At 59.2% G+C, this 16771-nt stretch carries 14 protein-coding genes; 6 read left to right on the top strand and 8 right to left on the bottom strand.

All coding sequences use genetic code 11. The features are described 5' to 3' along the window. Positions 1 to 7 precede the first annotated feature (7 nt). Together VIO10_RS01285 and VIO10_RS01280 are read left to right on the top strand one after the other, a co-directional pair. Positions 8 to 1624, top strand: a complete 1617-nt coding sequence (locus VIO10_RS01285) for an HAD-IIIC family phosphatase (protein ID WP_331958214.1) — start codon at positions 8 to 10, stop codon at positions 1622 to 1624. Then, positions 1621 to 1863: an acyl carrier protein gene (locus VIO10_RS01280; RefSeq protein WP_331958186.1), complete on the top strand. Its 243-nt coding sequence runs from the start codon at positions 1621 to 1623 to the stop codon at positions 1861 to 1863. Before VIO10_RS01285 ends, VIO10_RS01280 begins: the two co-directional genes overlap by 4 nt. On the opposite strand, the gene VIO10_RS01275 is transcribed toward VIO10_RS01280, so the two are convergent. After that, entirely contained in the window at positions 1844 to 2668 is an 825-nt protein-coding gene (locus tag VIO10_RS01275; protein ID WP_331958184.1) for a class I SAM-dependent methyltransferase, read from the bottom strand. The genes VIO10_RS01280 and VIO10_RS01275 overlap by 20 nt on opposite strands. Positions 2669 to 2746: 78 nt before the next feature. Here VIO10_RS01275 and VIO10_RS01270 point away from each other — a divergent pair, with 78 nt between their 5' ends. The 4 genes from VIO10_RS01270 (at position 2747) to VIO10_RS01255 (ending at position 7032) form a co-directional block, all read left to right on the top strand. Further along, positions 2747 to 2878: a hypothetical protein gene (locus VIO10_RS01270; protein ID WP_331958182.1), complete on the top strand. Its 132-nt coding sequence runs from the start codon at positions 2747 to 2749 to the stop codon at positions 2876 to 2878. Between the two features lie 393 nt (positions 2879 to 3271). Continuing rightward, positions 3272 to 4948, top strand: coding sequence for a hypothetical protein (locus VIO10_RS01265; protein ID WP_331958180.1), 1677 nt, complete (start codon positions 3272 to 3274; stop codon positions 4946 to 4948). A 68-nt stretch (positions 4949 to 5016) separates the two neighbouring features. Further along, positions 5017 to 5922 carry a sulfotransferase gene (locus tag VIO10_RS01260; protein ID WP_331958178.1) on the top strand — a complete coding sequence of 302 codons (906 nt, stop codon included), beginning with the start codon at positions 5017 to 5019 and terminating at the stop codon, positions 5920 to 5922. Between the two features lie 6 nt (positions 5923 to 5928). Continuing rightward, on the top strand, positions 5929 to 7032 hold the full coding sequence (locus VIO10_RS01255; protein ID WP_331958176.1) for a glycosyltransferase family 2 protein: 1104 nt from the start codon (positions 5929 to 5931) through the stop codon (positions 7030 to 7032). 96 nt (positions 7033 to 7128) lie between these two features. On the opposite strand, the gene VIO10_RS01250 is transcribed toward VIO10_RS01255, so the two are convergent. The 7 genes from VIO10_RS01250 to VIO10_RS01220 all read right to left on the bottom strand — a co-directional run bounded on the left by VIO10_RS01250 (position 7129) and on the right by VIO10_RS01220 (position 16769). Beyond that, a complete protein-coding gene (locus VIO10_RS01250; protein WP_331958174.1) occupies positions 7129 to 8355 on the bottom strand; it encodes a glycosyltransferase family 87 protein in 1227 nt (408 codons plus the stop codon). Between the two features lie 98 nt (positions 8356 to 8453). Beyond that, the gene (locus tag VIO10_RS01245) at positions 8454 to 9689 is read right to left on the bottom strand and encodes a glycosyltransferase (protein ID WP_331958172.1); all 1236 of its coding nucleotides are present in this window, start codon (positions 9687 to 9689) and stop codon (positions 8454 to 8456) included. After that, on the bottom strand, positions 9686 to 10624 hold the full coding sequence (locus VIO10_RS01240) for an O-antigen ligase family protein (RefSeq protein WP_331958170.1): 939 nt from the start codon (positions 10622 to 10624) through the stop codon (positions 9686 to 9688). The genes VIO10_RS01245 and VIO10_RS01240 overlap by 4 nt, the downstream gene beginning before the upstream one ends. A gap of 430 nt (positions 10625 to 11054) precedes the next feature. Continuing rightward, the gene (locus VIO10_RS01235; protein WP_331958168.1) at positions 11055 to 11978 is read right to left on the bottom strand and encodes a glycosyltransferase family 2 protein; all 924 of its coding nucleotides are present in this window, start codon (positions 11976 to 11978) and stop codon (positions 11055 to 11057) included. Then, positions 11975 to 13228, bottom strand: coding sequence for a hypothetical protein (locus tag VIO10_RS01230; RefSeq protein WP_331958166.1), 1254 nt, complete (start codon positions 13226 to 13228; stop codon positions 11975 to 11977). Before VIO10_RS01230 ends, VIO10_RS01235 begins: the two co-directional genes overlap by 4 nt. Next, positions 13225 to 15549, bottom strand: coding sequence for an exopolysaccharide transport family protein (locus tag VIO10_RS01225; RefSeq protein WP_331958164.1), 2325 nt, complete (start codon positions 15547 to 15549; stop codon positions 13225 to 13227). Before VIO10_RS01225 ends, VIO10_RS01230 begins: the two co-directional genes overlap by 4 nt. After that, positions 15534 to 16769 (bottom strand): hypothetical protein, encoded by a 1236-nt coding sequence (locus tag VIO10_RS01220; protein WP_331958162.1) that lies wholly within the window; start codon positions 16767 to 16769, stop codon positions 15534 to 15536. The genes VIO10_RS01225 and VIO10_RS01220 overlap by 16 nt, the downstream gene beginning before the upstream one ends. Positions 16770 to 16771: the final 2 nt, after the last annotated feature.

Here is a 16771-nt window from a genome sequence, read left to right as displayed (position 1 = left end):
TTTGACGGTGCACGTCGGCGCTTTCAATGCGTACAGCAAGGAATTGCTCGATCCGCAAAGCGACCTTTATGGATTCGACCCCCAGGTCGTGATCCTGGCGACACAGACGCGCGACCTCTTGCCGGAACTCTGGAACAACGATTCCGATCTCGCCGCGCAGCACTCCGAAGCCGTCGCCGTGCGCGCCGCCGCCGATATCGAACATTTGATCGGCTCGCTGCGCTCCCGCAGCAACGCGCATCTGATTCTAAATACGCTGGAGATGCCGAGTTTCCCAAATGCAGGCATCCTGGACAGCCAACGGAGTACAGGACAATCCGAAACGATTCGCACCGTCAATCGGCATATACGAGAAGCTGCCGCCAAACACCTGGGAATCTACGTACTTGACTATGACGCTCTGATCGCGCGTTTCGGGCGGCTGAAGTGGGCCGACGAATCAAAGTGGCTCACCATGCGTATGCCTCTCGCGGCCGATTCCTTTTTTCATCTGGCAAACGAGTACATTCGCTTTCTGCTGCCACTATGCGGGCGGGTGTGTAAGGCGCTCCTGATTGATCTCGATAATACGATTTGGGGCGGGGTCATCGGGGAAGACGGCCTCGATGGCATTAAGCTGGGCGCCGAATATCCGGGGAACGCGTATCTGGAAGTTCAGCGCGCGATACTGGACCTGCATCGCCGCGGCGTCATTCTGGCGATTTGCAGCAAAAACAATCCCGAGGACGCGCTGGAAGTATTCAATCGGCATGAAGCGATGCTGTTGCGGCTGGACCATTTCGCGGCGACCCGGATCAATTGGCAAAGCAAACCCGAAAATATCAGGGAACTCGCGAGCGAACTAAACATCGGCATTGACGCGCTCGCGTTCCTCGACGACAACCCGCTCGAACGGGAAGAAGTGCGCATGCTGCTCCCGGAGGTTCATGTAATCGATCTGCCTTCGAGCGCCGCTCTTTTCGCTGGCGCGTTGCGCAGCACGCCAGTCTTTGAACGTCTGGCTCTTTCGCAGGAGGATCGTGATCGCGGGACCTACTACCTCGCGGAGCAACAGCGAGCGCGTCTGCAAAACCGCACCGTGACACTCGAGGATTACTACCGCTCACTCGAGATGGTTGTTGAGATCGGCGCGGCCACATCGCGGACAATCGCCCGGGTCGCGCAATTGACACAGAAGACCAACCAATTCAACCTTACGACGCGCCGATACAGTGAGCAGGAAATCGCAATCAAAGCAGCCGATGCGCGGTGGCGCGTCTATGCTCTGTCGGCCGCCGATCGGTTCGGTGATTACGGATTGGTTGGGGTGGCGATCACGAGTCGAAGCAACGACGTCTGCGAGATAGATAGCTTCCTGTTAAGCTGCCGGATAATCGGACGCTCGGTAGAGACCGCCCTTCTGTCTTATGTTGCGCGCCAGGCAGCGTCCGAAGGCTTGCGATGGCTCAGAGGCTGGTATTTGCCTACTCGAAAGAGCGCTCCGTCCAAAGATTTTTACCAGAAGCACGGTTTCAAGATAATAAGCCAAAGCGACGGCCAGACGCTGTTCGAATACGACCTGAGCAAGGAACTCACTTGGCCGCAGTGGGTCAAGCTTCAAACCGAAGGGAGCGCAGCGCGATGACCAACGAGGCAATCCTCGAGCGGGTGCGCTACATCGTGGCGGAGATCACTGAGGTCGAAGTCGAGCGCATCACTTTGCAGTCTTCGCCGACCAACCTCGAAGAGTGGGATTCGCTGGCCCAAGTGAACATCGTGCTCAGTCTCGAACAGGACTTCGGCTGCCAATTCTCGCCGGACCAGATCGAACGCATGGTAAGTGTCGAAAAAATCGTCGAGGTGCTTACTGCGCGCGCACAGTAGGCTTGCGGTAGACGCCAAGGATAACGCTCGCGGCGAAGCGATCCGCGCCCAGGCGGATCAGCAGCCGGCTTGCGGCGAGTTCGGCGGCGCACAGCGGTGCGACGAAGTAAAACAGCGGGCGCGCGGGCACCAACATCACTTTCTCGCTTGAGAGTCCGGCCTGCGCCGCGGCTGCGGTTAGATCCGCGCAGGTGTTGGCGCGATAATAGGTCGGGAATACGTCCTCCTCTTCGCGAAAATCCATGAAGCGAATCAGCTTCATGATGAACGGTTTGGGCAAAATACGGCGTCCCAGTTGCACGATACGCGCCGCGTAGCTCGAGACGTTTGGGGTGTGAATGATCACGCGCCCGCCGGGGGCGAGCACGCGCGCAAACTCCGACAGCACCTCGCGTGGCTGCTCGAGATGCTCGGCAACATTGTTGAGGGTGATCAAGTCGAGCGATTGAGCGCGAAACGGAAGGTGGTCAAGCGCGGCCCCGACGCCAATGCGAATGCTGCGATGCTTCGCGATTGCATCGAGGACGCGATCGCAGCACACGGCCAGCCGGACCCGTCGCACCATCGCGAGTTCGCCTTCTGGTGACGTGACTTCCAGAATCTTATGGCCGCCGCCGGCGTCGAGCCACCGCGTTTGTGGAGTCAGCACCTCGTCGATTAGTCGCGCATAGGTAAGCTGGGTGTATTCGCGCTGCGGATGAATCCGGTCTTTCAGCCAATAGTACGAGCCGCGGCCCAAATATCGGTCCAGCGTCTGCCATATTCGGGACGAGGCGGTCCTGCGGACGGACTGATTTTCGCTCACCAAAATCTTTGCAATCCCTTCCGGCGCGAGATCTTGCCTGATCCGGGAACCACGCATTTACCGGCATCTACGCAAAGCATGGAAAAACAGCCCGTTGCAAGCGGTTGCGAAGACAATGATTTCGCCGATGCTCATGCCACGCTTGCAGAGGAGCGGTCGCCGCTCGTCGAGGCGCGATTCTTCCTCATCGCAACCGCCGCCGCATCCTGATCCGTGATTGGATTCTAACGCCCACATCGGTACTCTCAACTTATGGTGAGACTGACTAGGCGAGCGGCTATTGCACTGGTGGTCGTCTGCTTCTCGATGATCGCGCCGACCGGCTCCGGGCATTGTGATGGCATCGCTACCGGAGGCCTCGATGCGCCGGAAACGGGGTACACTTTGGGGCCGAATCTTCTGGTCAACGGAGATCTGCGCTCCGGACTTCAAGGTTGGACGCTTAACCCTTCTTGCTTCAGCCTCGAAGGAAGCGGCGATAACGCCAGCCTGAAGCTGCAGGAACCGTGCGCCCAGCCGGGCCCATCTGCTTGGAATGCTTTGAAATGTCCGCCCGGCCTCTACACGATTTCGGCTGAAATAAAAACTCAAACGGCCATCACCGTGCCAAAGCGGCCCGGCGGAACCCGAATTGTTCTGTGGGAACGCCCTGCCCGCGGATGGACGCCGACTAAGCCGATTCTAGGTACCACCGATTGGACTACCACGGTGAAAGCGCACGCCGAGGTCGCCGATGGCAGCATCGGTTCCTTCGCCGCGCAAGCCCTGGGACCGGTTGCTGGAACGTCGTGGTTCAGAAAATTTTCGCTGCGGCGCGAGCTTTCCGCGCCGCTGGAAACCTTCCTGCTGTACCCGAACTATCGGGGAATGATGTTCAGCGACCAGAGCCAGGTCGCGCGGGTCGCGATCGATGTTAATCCGCCTGTGAACACGACCCTGGCGCAGCTTCACGTCGTGCTCGAAGTGACGGATGCGGGCGGAAAGGTGCTGTCCACCCATCGGCTGTCGCCGCCGGCCAATGGCTCGACGGTCGCGACCGTGGACATGGGTAGCCTGCCGCTTGGCCGATATCGGCTGCAAGGATATCTGGAGGGACCCCGCAATAAGCGGATCCTCGCACAATCGCCCTACACGATCGCCAAGGTCAGCAGCGGGACGCGCGCCTCGATGAAGGCGTACATCGATTCGGACAATATCATCCACATGGGCGGGCGCCCCCGATTTGTGATCGGCCTCTACGATACGACTGGCTATGGGCTTCGGCCCCAAGTCTATACTCCGCGATTGACGGCGATAGCCAAGGCGCCGATCAACCTGATGATAAATTATTTTATCGCCAACGGCCGCGCGGATGTGATCTATCCTTACACCGAGGCGATGGAGCCGTTCGGCATCTTTTACCTGGCGACCGTGAGCGCATTTTTTCCGGAGATGCGCTCGTATCCGGGATGGGCGCGAGCGGGAAACGTTCCCTCAGACCAGGTGATCACTCAATACGCCAAAGGATTAGCCGGCGATTCGCGCGTCGTCGGCTATTACACTTGTGACGAGTGCGCAAGCGAGAGGCAACCGCGGACATTCCATCAATACGACCTGATCAAACAGAACGACCCGGCCAGCATCACCTTCGCGGTGGAAAATTATGCCAACGAATTTCAGTTCTGGCGCGACACTGTCGATGTACTCGGCGTCGACCCGTACGTTCTCGGCACGCGCTTCCCTGAAAGCTATGTCGGCGATTTGACCCGCAAGGTGATAGGCGCGGTTCACGGCGCCCGGCCGGTCTGGACGGTGATCCAGTTTTTCTGGCAGAACCGGCTATCGCACTTCCCCACCGAGCAGGAGCTTCATGACATGAGCTGGATGGCGATCACCGAAGGAGCGCGCGGAGTCTTCTATTGGTCATACGGAGTGCGCGGACTCGACTGGGGCAAGCGGGATCCGGTGCTTCGCCAGCAGCGCTACGACGAGTTGGTCAATGTGACCAAGGGAATCAGCGCGCTTGAGCCGGTACTGATCGCGCCGGACAGCCCCGTGCTCTCCGCGAATTCGGCTTCGGGCACCGTGATTACCAAGGAGAAGGACCTCAAGGGCGCAAGCCGCTACCTTATTTCGTACAATCACAGCGGTGACAGCGTCACTGCAAACTTCACCCTGCGGCGGCCCGCTCGCGCGGTATCAGTGGCAGGCGAGAATCGTTCAATCGCGCCGGATCAAGGCGGGGCTGGATTCAAAGATATTTACGCTCCATTTCAGGCTCACGTTTATAAGATAGATTGATGGATTCTCGCAGGCATTTGGGCGCGAAGGCAGCTTAGACGCCCCAAGGGAATATGACGTCAGGGGAAATGAGTAACGGAAAAGTATTGCGACTGCCCAGTTTCGTTCATGTGGGGCCGCCTCGAACCGGTACAACCTGGTTGCACGAGGTGTTGCTGGGTCACATCGGCTTGCCGAGCGAAAAGGAAACGCGATTTTTCGATGTTCGCTACGATCGCCGCGTCGAGTGGTACTGCAATCTGTTCGGCGACTACCCGGCCGATGTTCCGGCCGGAGAGATGGGCCCCACCTATTTCTCGAATGCGATCGCGCGGGAAAGAATCAAACGTGACATTCCCGACTGCAAAATAATTGTCGCTTTTCGCGAGCCAGCCGCAAGATTGTATTCGCTGTATCGGCTGCTCCGAGCGGAGCGCCGCCCCGTGAATGATACGTTCGACAGATATTGGCGCCTCCAGATCAACTGCGGCGCGGATCTGTGCAGCTACGCGACTCACCTCAAGCGCTGGCAGGCGACCTTTGGAAAGTCGCGGGTGCTGGTGCTGTTCTACGAAGATCTAAGTTCGAATCCGCAAGGCTACCTGGACACGGTCTGTGATTTTATCGGGGCGCGCCGCATTGCTCTGGATCGCTCCACGGTCGGCAGCGCAAAGGTATATTCGGCTCCCGCGGCCGCCCGCTCCAGCGCGGTTGCCCGGCGCACCGTCGAGGCTGTCGATTGGGTTTCTCGCCATGGCGGGCGTCCACTGATCGAACTCGGCCAGCGTACCGCGCTGTGGAAGGTCATGCGGCGGCCTTTCGTCGAGGAGTTCCCGCCGCTCAGCCAGGAATCGGCTGACGAAATCCGCGCGATCATGCTCCCTGAAACCGAGGAGCTTGAACGAATCACCGGGAGAGACCTTTCCCGCTGGAAACCCGCCGCGCAACGCAAATTTGACTATGGCAGCGCGGACGTTCGATCGGTCGCTGGATAGCTACTGATGAAGCCGACGCAAGCGGGAGAGGCAAAGCCGCTCGTCAGCATCGTCATCGACAATTTCAATTACGCTCGTTTTCTGCGCGCGGCGATCGATAGCGCGCTTGCGCAGAGCTATGCGTCCGTCGAAGTCGTAGTCGTCGATGACGGTTCGACCGACAACTCCCGCGATGTGATTTCCAGCTACGGCGACAGGGTATCTGCGATTCTTAAGACCAACGGCGGGCACGCATCCGCATTCAACGCCGGATTTCGCGCGAGTCACGGCAGCATCGTGATGTTTCTCGACGCGGATGACGTGCTGCTGCCGAATGCCGTCGAGGAGGTCGTGCGGGCGTGGCATCCCGCAGTAGCGAAGGCGCAATTCGTGCTGGCTCATATCGATGCGGACGGGTGTGCACTCGGAGGAATCGTTCCATATTCCCCGGCGCAAATGCCGGATGGCGACATCAGGGCTTCGATACTCGATGCAGGCGGCTACATTGGAGTTCCCACCAGCGGGAACGCGTTCGCGCGAACAGTACTTGACCGCCTCCTGCCGTTGCCCGAGTCACTTTGGCATCAGGCAGCCGACACGTCGCTCGAAATTCTTGCGCCGTTCCTGGGCGACGTTGTTTCGCTCAGAAAAACTCTCGGTTTTTACCGGATTCACGAATCCAATCACGGGATGCTGGGCGAGGAGCTGGATCCGCGCAAGCTGCGCGTCAAGATAGTCATCGATCTGCAGCGCGAATGGGCGCTATCCGAGTTCGCCAGCCGGTCCGGGTTTACAATTCCACGCAATTGGGCCGCGCGTGAGCCGGCGCATCTGAAGTATCGACTGGCCTCGTTGCGTGTCGATCCAACCCATCACCCGATAATGGACGATCGGCGGGTGCGCCTGATGCTCATGGGAATGAGGTCCTCGTGGCGCAATTCCGGTTACAACCTTCGAAGCCGGCTCTTTCACACGCTCTGGTTTGCACTCGTCGCGCTTTTGCCGCAAGCCGCCGCAGTGAAAATAATCCGGCCTGGACTGCTGGGGGACCGGCGCCGCAGGAAGATTGGGGCGGAGGATTTGGGGCGCGTTGCTGCGATCGGTTTGCCGACTTCAAGATACCAAAAGTGATCCGCTTCGTTGTGGAGCTTCCGCGCAACGCGACGGGCACGGTCCAGCGCACGGTCACCGATTAGCCGCCGCTGGAATCGTCGTTGCCGCGCGCGCTCAACTGTCAGCCGCGCAGGCCGTGCCCTCGCCTCCTAAGACAGCCAGGCACGCCGACGCGAGAAAAGCCAACCCCAGGCTTGCCCCGTAAGCGGCCGTAATCACGCGATGCGCTGACTCGGGCGAGTGCACGGCCCGCGGCAAGATCAAGACCAAAACCGCGCCGCATAGATAACTGACGATGCCAAGCACGATTGCACTCTGAGGCGCCCGTCCCGCATACCCCGCCGAAGCCAATTGCGAGTAAGGAATAAGCAGTAGCGGCAGGTAATCAAGCGTGGCCGGCGAAGGCGTCAATAGGATCGTGACTGCGATCCAAAGACCGAAGCTGGCATGATTCTTATCGAGCCATGTGACCACGGCTGCGGACGCCAAGACGGCGCCGGATAATGCCCAACTGTGCGGAAAATAGGCGCCGGGCCGTTGTTCACGCGCAACGTTCCATGCCCAACTGAGAAAGCCAAAAAATAATTGTTGCCCGGAAATGCTGAAAGTCACGAGACTTCCCAGCGCCAGAAACAATCCCAACCAGAATAGAGCCTTCCAGCGCCGTGCAACCACCAAATAGCTGGCCAGCAGCACAGGGAACAGCTTGATCAGCGTTGCCGCCGCCACGCTCGCTCCGGCAGCCGCGTCGCGACGGAACTTAAGCGAACGCAGGGTGCACGCCAAAAGCACCAGAATCACGATCTGGAGTTGTGCCCAGAAAAAGACAAATTTGATCGGATGGTAAAAGAGACCCAATGCCGCCATCGAAACCGCATACGCCCACGGCAGTTCGCGCAGAAGCACAACCAATGCGATCGCGAGGAGCACCACGTTGAGACCGATCCATATCCAGTATGCGCTGGCCGGCCGCATCAAAGTGAAAGGTTCGAAGAGCAATAGAAATGCTGGCGGGTACCGATTGAGCCCATAACGCCACCAGTCAGGAGCGGACGGATTGCGCACCCCAAGTTGGAGATCGCCCGGACCTAGGTGCAGACTCGCGGCCAAGACGGGCAATCTGGCGGCATAGGGATCCAGCCCCCGGCGAAACGCAAGCGACCACACGTAGAACACGCTGAAATCAAATTGTGCGACGCGGCTTTCAAGCCCCACCAGCATGTAAGCCGTATAGATCAACGCCAGCACGAGCAAGGTTGCCGCGACGGCAGGCCGGGACAGTAGCTGGACCAAGTTGCGCCCGAGCGTCCATCGCTGTGACGTGGATTGCGGGCATTTCATGTGTCAGCTCGCACTCGAAGGTGAGACGTAGTTCCTACCGCCATCACGATTTTATCGTGCCATGCCTTGCCGCCTCAGCGGTATATTGTCCGGGATTTTCATTTTGATTTTCCAAGCACGCGTTTTTTATTCGATAGCGGCTCCAGTGTCAACGCGCTGCTCGGCTGCCGGTCGCGATCCGCCAAAGCCTCGCGATATACCCCCTCATACGCCGCCGCGACCGAATCCCATGAGTTCTCCGCCTCGACTTTGCGCCGCGCTTCGCGCGAGAGCGATTCGCGCATCACGGAGTCGGCCAATAGCCGGGCGACCGAATCGCCGAATTTCGCATCGTCATCCGCGATCATCGCGTGGCGCCCGTCGATCAATGGCGTGCCGGAGAGGCTTCGCGATGTTGCAACTATGGGCGCGCCGGAAGCCATCGCCTCGAGAATCTTGTTTTTCACGCCGAGTCCGAATCTCAGCGGACTGGCGAAAACGGCCGCGCTCCAGATCCAGGGCCGAATATCGGCGACCGTACCTGTGACATGAATTCCGGGAAGGCTTGACAGGTTTTGAACTCGCGCGGATGGTTGCGCGCCTACGATCCAGAAAGAGGCGGCTGGGACCCGGCTTCGGATCGCCGGCATGAGATCGCGAGCAAAATGTTCGGCCGCATCCTCATTTGGCGGCCAGCTCATATTGCCGGTGAAGACGATCCGGCCCGCCTCTGGCGCCGGCTGGTACGCGAAATACTCGAGGTCAACGCCGTTGGGTATCATGGCGATTCGTTGCGCATTCACAGCGGCCAAAAGCGCCTGTGCGTCGGAGGGCGAGGTAACCACGACGCGGTCCGCGTATCCAAACCATCGGCGCTCCTGATGCCGAGCCAGAACCGAGAGAAGCTTGAGACGAAACCGCGGTCGCGCCCGGGCGGCATAGCCGGCGAATTCCCGGTAGCGCAGCGCCTTCGAGTCGTGGACGCTGAGAATCGCGGGCAAACCTTGCGAGGCCGAGCGAAGCAGAGGCGCCAGTCCTCCGCCTTCGAGATGGAGCACGTCCGGGCGCACTTTTGCCACTGCATCGCTGGTGAAGCGCGCCAGCGCTGGATCAATGGCGCCGGTTATCGCGCGCACTTTGGCTCGAATTCCATGATCGGAACGAAATATCGAGACGGATCGGCAGTAGCGGCGCGGCCACTCCGATTGCTCCTCGCCTTCTCCGTCACGCGACAGCGCAATCAGGTGAATTTCGTGACGATCGAAGAGATTACGAATCAGGTTTGCGGGTATCAGGCGAAAACCGTCGTGACTCGGCAGACACGGGATCATCTCTGAAATGAGCAGAATCCTCATCCGGTGCGCAGGCGCGGCCTCAGGGCTATTGGCGTCGCAGGCCCGGTCTGAGCGGATGCGGTTTTCCTGCTCATTGCGGCGGTGTGAAAGGAAATCGCGTACAAACTGGGCGTGAGCGAGATAAATACCCAGACTTCCTTTAGGTATTGCGCGCTGAGAAAAATCTCCGCCACCATAATGCCGATCAATCCGATCTGAAATGACAGTGCGAGAGCCGCCATATGATCGGGCATGCCCGGCGCCTTCTGAACACTCCGGCAAGTAGCCAGGGTCACCATCAGAATAGCCAAATAGAGCGCCAGCGTAGGAATCCCTCCCTCGGCACCCAACTGTACGTAGGTGTCGTGTGCGACGTGCGGGTGTCCCTCAAGGCCGATCAGCAACGGGTTGTCGTGAAATTCGAAAGACTGGAATTGGCCCAGCCCTACGCCGAAGACCGGATGATGCTCCATCATGCGGAGCCCGGCTCGCGCCAACTCGATACGGGCTCGCGTCGAGACTTCAGCGCCAGTCGCTGCCTGTCCCTTAATTTGAATCTGCTGGAGCCGCTTGATCATTTGGCCGGGACCAATCGCGAACATGAGGGCAAGCGCGAGTGCGGATTCAACCGCCAATCGCATTTTATGCTGGGAATTCAGCCACGCCAGCGCGGCCATCACGATTAGCGCAAGCAACCCCCCTCGCGACTGCGAAACGAAAACCGCGAATGCGAGAATCGGGCTGCAAATCCGCCCGACCCATTTCCACAAATCGCGTTGTTCGTAGCGGATCAGCCAGATTGCGAGCGGTACCGCCATGACCAACGAGAGCGCCTCATAATTAGGATCCGCCGACGGACCAAGCGGCCGCGGCCAATGATAAATGTAGTACTGCTTGTACAACCACGTGCTCGCGAATGTTTCGACCAGCACGATCACGCGAATAGTCATTTGCATTCTGTGTTGAGTGCTGATGAGAAGATTTGTCGCGAACATCAGGATCGCGAAGGAAAACAAGGTAGATGCGTCGTCGGCCGGAAAGCTCAAGGAAGACAAGGTGGTCCCGAGTACCTGAAACAGCACGAACGCGGCAAACAGCAAAAGAATTCCCGCGCTTGGCCGCGGTGCCGCGTCGCGCGGCCGGGGAAGCAGCAGCGCGGCAACGACCAGCGAAATCCCCACCAATTTAATCGGCGTAACGGGAAATGACCCGACGTGGAACAGCTGGGCTCCCATAACCGGATGGTGCTGAAACGGAACGAGAAACAGAAAGATGAAATAAAAAGTCACGGCGCTGAGCCTGCTCCCCGCATCAATTGGCGATCATTCGCGTTGCGCTGTAGGGTTTCCAGAATTTGAAACGAATCCGGATCAGACTATACAAATGTTACAGAATTTTCTCGCGGAGGTGTCGCTGGATTCTTCCAAATAATGGCACCCGTTCGGACCGGATCTCGCGCACATGCTTCAGTGAGTCAGCATCGAGATTACGGCGGCCCATTCGCGACAACCCGCGCACCCCGTCCACGCCCCCCCGGAGATAGGCGCGAACCTGTCCCGCGCGCAACGAAAAAAATCCCATCATGGCCAGATGGGCGAGCACCCGTGAAACGGCCATCATCGGCGGGAATGATCTATGCGCAACCCAAATTCCATTTCGAGTGTAGTAGTAATAGACGCGCCAATCAGGACGATGCTCGATCGCGGCGTGATGCGTTGTCAAAACGCGGGGTGTATGCACGACGCGGTAGCCGGCGCCGATTAGTCGATAGCCGAGGTCCAGGCCCTCATGGCCGAGGAAAAATTCGGCCGGGTAGCCGCCCACTGACAAAACCTTTTCGCGGCTGAGCGCGCTTGCTCCCTCCAGAATAAAGTGAGTTTCAAACTCTCTCACTGCGTGCGAGATTGGGCGAGGATGGCACCAATCGCGCTCCAGAACCCTGCCGTCAACGCCGGTAACCGTGAAGTTCAGGCATGCGAGCTGCGGGTCGCGCGAAAATGCGGCTTCCACTTCCGCGATGCAATTGGGACTGGACAATTCGACGTCGTCATCGAGGGTAATTACGATTGGAGTACCGGCTGCGCGCAGCCCGATGTTTCGGCCCTCGCATCCGGCGTTGGACGGCGCAGCGATGTAGCGCACATTTGGATATTCGGCCGCCAGCAGGCTCTTCAGTTCCGGTTCAGCGGCGTTGTCGATCACGACGATTTCGGCCACCTGGTCCGCGTACCGAAGCGCCGACGCCAGCGCGCGCCTGAGATGTTGATGGCGCTTGTAGGTGAGAATCGAGATGGTGACCGCGCGACTCATGCGGTTGCGAACCTCAAATGCCTCTCCCAGGCTGCGAGCGTGGCGCAAGTGAGCAGCCGGCGGCGTTGCGATGCGTTCTGCGCTTCAACGGAGAGCGCCCGGCAAAGCTCGGCCGCCATCTCGGTTCCTCGACCTCTATCCGATCCGATCTCGTCCCAGAAGAAATCGATCACGCATCCGGTTCCGTAAATCAGCGTGGCGAGCGAACCGACCCGCGCCGCGGCGAGCATCGCGCGCGGTCCCAATTGACGCAATCCGGAAGGTTGCCGCAATACGCGAGCCCAGTCACGCAGGCGCTGCGCGGCGGTCTCGAGCCTGCTCAGTCGCGTGAAGATTCCGCGCCAATCGCCCGCAGCCGTGTTCGTGCCCAGCAGTTGCCCGCTTTCCCAGTTCCAGGTCGCACGCGCAATTTCAACGGCCTCGCTGAATTCTTGGGCGGGATCCCCGGACGGAAATCCGGCCTGGCCGAGTTTTTGAGCCATCGCAGTGCGGAAACGGGAAATGAGCCGGCCGCACCTCTCGGCTCCCAAAATCTCCTGGTGCGCGCGCAGCGCGTCCTCGACCGGCTTTTGCCTGCTCCGATAGCCTGGCTGGTAGCATCCCAAAAAAACCGACAGCGACGTTCCCAGATCGATCCAGAATTTCGCAAGTGAGTATGCAGTCGCAGTACTATCGATGATGCGGTCCGCATACTCACTGCGTACTGCAATTTGTTCGATAATCCGGTTGTTCAGCAAACGAAACGCGTCACATTTGGATATTGCTTCGCCGCTCGACGGCGCCGGAGGGACCGGAACGGCGGCGGGATCGCCCCAGAGCAGCTTTGCATGCTCGCGCAGCTCTCGGGTAAAAATCGCCGCAGGAAGTCGCAGCATCCTCTCCGTCAGAATCGCACGCAATTCAACCTTGACGCCGCGCGCAGCATTGCCGCAATCGGAGTTGGTGTCCAGCTCGACCTGGCGCAACCCGCGCCAAATTTCCCGGTTCGAGACGATGCCGCCGCGAACCACCACCAGGCACTCGACGTCGCTCAACCACCGGCTTTTGGTTCGAGGATCGGGGATTATCGTCCCTTCGCCGCGCGCGAGACTTCCGGTCAGGAGGACGCCGGCGACGCTCGGCGCGGCGGCGCAGTTGCGGACGCGCGCGAGCAACAGTTCCAGCTCGCGGCGCACCTCATCCTGAAAGGCGGGATTGGCGCTAAGCGGGAACGACCCTGGCGGGCTCAAGCTGAACGCGCCGTCAGTCATTCGCTCAATTCAGGGTCCGCGTACTTCGAGTACTTCGAGTATTTCCCATAGCGCCCGTAGCGTCCGTAGCGGCCATAACGCTCGCTGCGCAGGGTCGAATACGAAGGCTTGAAGCGGTTCAGCACCACGGCAAACAGATCCTCGGGATCGAACATGAGAAAAGTCTTGGTGGTCGCAGCGCGCGAGGTGCTGTCGGCGGCGGTCACGATGATTGTGCCATCTCCGTTCCTCGCCAGAATCTGGGCATCCGGAACCAGCAATGCCGGCGGGGTATCAATTATTACGTATTGGTAAGCGCCGCTGGCCTTCACGGTGCCGATCAACTGGTCCATTTTGGTGGAAGCGAGGTATTCCGGCGCGCGGTTGCTGGTTCCTCCCGAGGGTAGCAGGCTGAGGCCTGGCACGGGCGTCGGCAGTACGGTGGAAGCTAATTCCGTGGTTCCCTGCAGATATCCGAGCAGTCCGTCCACTTTCGGCACCGGAAAGGAATAGTGCTGAAATGGCGCGCGGATATCGCCGTCGATCAAGAGAGTGCCGCTACCCGATACTGCCAGCGCGGCTGCCAGGTTCAACGCGATAAAACTCTTTCCCTCGCCACCCACAGCGCTTGCAACGACAAATATCTTGGCGTCATCGTGTTGCGCCGCCCATGCTCTCAGCTTGAAAGCGAGCAGTTGAAACTCGTCAGCTGCGCTGGTGACCATCTCCGCTCCAGCCGCCACCAAGGGCGGCGCCGGAAAGCGCTGGGCAAACCTTGCGGCGCGGCCCGTGAGCGCATGCAAATTTCCATTGGCGCCATTGTGATTTGCCGATTCGCCAGCGGCCGTAGCTTCAGTGCCGTTGGCGAATTGCTCAGGTGCGGATGCGCTGGAGTCGGCCGTGGCGCCATTTCCCGGCAGTGCCAGCAGAGCCTCCGCCGGTTTCACCTGGCCATTGAGATGACGGTGCTCGACCTCCGGCACTCGCGAGATGGCAATTGCCTTGATATCGGCAAACTCGGCGCTGATGTCGTCGGAATCCTTGAATGAAGTATCCGCGTAGAACAGCCCAAAGGGGATCGCCAGCGCGATGAACAGCGTCGCAGCAACTCCCCCGCCTATCAGCAAAAGCGAATTTGGGTATGACGGGCGGGCGGGCAGCGAGGCCGACTGCAGCACCTTCAAGCGCTCTCCCTGCCCGCGTTCCAACACTTCCTGATCGACCCGAGCTTGAAACAACAGACCACTCAGATCGCCATAGCGGCTCTGCAGGATTCCGTAGTCGCGGTTCACCGCCGCAATCGCTTCCTCATGTGCCGGGGTCTCGGCGATTCTGCGCTGGTAGTCGGCAATTTGCTGCTGGATCAGACCGGCCGCCGGATCGGGTGGCGGCGCGGTGGCCGCCTGCTGATTGCCGGATTTCGGGACCTCTTTCTCCAAAATCGCGATCTGCGACTTGGTCTCGATAACCGCCGGATACTCGTCGCTATACTGGGCCCTGAGCGCAACCAGCTTCGTCTCAAGCGCTGCCAGCGCCGCATCGGGCGTGTTGGCCTTTGGCGCCGGAGAGGAGGCGGCTGCATCTAACGCCTCGGTCTTGCTGGCGCTCTGCGCGGACCGTCCGACTTGCAATTGAAGCGTCTCCAATTCCCTGACGTTGCCACCGAGGTCTTGCGGCAGACTCCCGCGATATTTCTCCTTCAGGATTTTGATCTGGCGCTGGCTATCGGCGAGTTTGCCTCGGGTATCATTCACTTCGCTCGAAATCAGTTTGATGGTCTCTGCATTGTGGTGCGTGAGTTCCTTGCGGTATTCCTCGATCATTATGTCGCCCAAATCGTTCGCCACCGCCTGCGCTTTGGCCGGATCGGGGTACTGAAACGAAATCTCGACAGCGTCCGGAGGAAGCAACCTCTGCCAACGACTCGGCGTCTTTGACTGCAAAACTGAATCCGGAAGCGTAATTGTTATCTCGCCAGCCATTTCTCCTATCGCGCCGGGCGCCGGCTTGCCGCCGCGAACATACAGTCCATGCTTCGATATCAATTCCTCAAGGTGACCGCGTGCAATGGTCTCCTCGCTGAGCGCCTCCAAACGCGTTTCAATATGATTGAAGGGGGAGCTGTTTTGGGGTTCGGCCCCGATCAATGCGGGCTGAACATCGGAATGCCAGACCTCCAGCAGCACTGATGAAGTGTATTGCTTGGGAACAAGAACCAGCACCAGCATCGTGAGCACCAGACCCGCCGCGATGATCGAAAAGAAGCTCGCCCGATGGCGGTGAATGATATCCCAATAAGGTCCAATGCTGATGAAGGTCTGATTACTCATTGCCAGCTCCATCTAAAAGCTTCGGCCGAAACATTGAATCCCACCACGATATAGTTGCCCGTCCCTTCACGCCCATATTGGCTGCCGGTGAAAAGAAATTGGCGGGAGTTGGTCAGCTTGCGGCGAAGCTGAGTGAACCTGACGTAAGCTTCCAGCCATTTGTTGACGCGATCGGTCAGGCCGACGCCCCAGGAAATGAGTTGCGCGTCCTGCTGGATTCCTTGCCCGTTTGCCTGCAATTCATCAAATCCCGCGCCAACATTGCCGGTCAGCCGCTGCGTGAAGTCGTATGTTATCGCGCCGCGCACGAACCGGGTAATGCCCCCGGCACCATTAAGGCCGGAGACCAGCAACGGTTCCTGACCTCCGTATAGTTTCAGGCGCGCGCGTTGGAGGTTGTATTCGAGCAACCCCCAGCCGCCCGGATTAACGGCTTGCCGGCTATCCCCCTGGACATGGGAAATCAGGACGCCCACCATTCCTTCGAGGTAAAGGTTTCTCATCGCCTGCCAGGAAGCCTTCACGAACGGCCATTGCGTCTCTGCATCAGGTTGTCCCGGGGCTGTAGACCTGGAATCATAAAATCGATATCCCGGCCCCAGAGCGAAGCGATCGGAGAAATGGTATTCGGTGGCGATGCCAATACTTTCGCCGTAGTTGATATTATTATTATTGCTGTTGGAGCCATTGCCCCAAAACGTCTCCTGATGAACGCCGATCTCGCTGGACCAGTTCCGCCCCCAAGAGTGGGACAACTCCGCACCGAACTGATTGATCGACGCCTGGTCGTTCGCCAGCAATAGCTCGGCCGCCACGGCGTTGAGCTCCGGGCCCTGATTGCTGGTGGCTATGCCCGCCACGGTCGGCGAATTGCGGAAGTAGAGTTCATCCAGGCGCAGATGGGTCGTCGGCGACAGGTTTTCCTCGTCGGTCGCGCGGACAAACTGTCCTTCCCCGGCACGATCGTACTGAGAATTATGCGCGAATAGCTGGGCGAAGGTGTCGTAATGCAGCGACGCGTATCTGGCAGCGGAGGTGTAGTCGAGGTAAAAGCCGGCGACCAGTGTGCCTGCGAAATCGCCCCCCTTATTGTTGATCTGGTCGCCATAAAGTCCGCTTAGCGACGCTTCGGGAAAAAGGCGGAACAAGTTGTCCGCATGCCCGGCGGCGGGAACGGCGAAGATTATGCACGCTGCGAGAAGTAGAATCCCTGAATGATTTCTGGTTCTCATGA

Origin of the sequence: Candidatus Binatus sp., from assembly GCF_036567905.1 — a bacterium.
Taxonomy (GTDB): Bacteria; Desulfobacterota; Binatia; order Binatales; family Binataceae; genus Binatus.
This window is presented reverse-complemented; position numbering and strand designations above follow the sequence as displayed.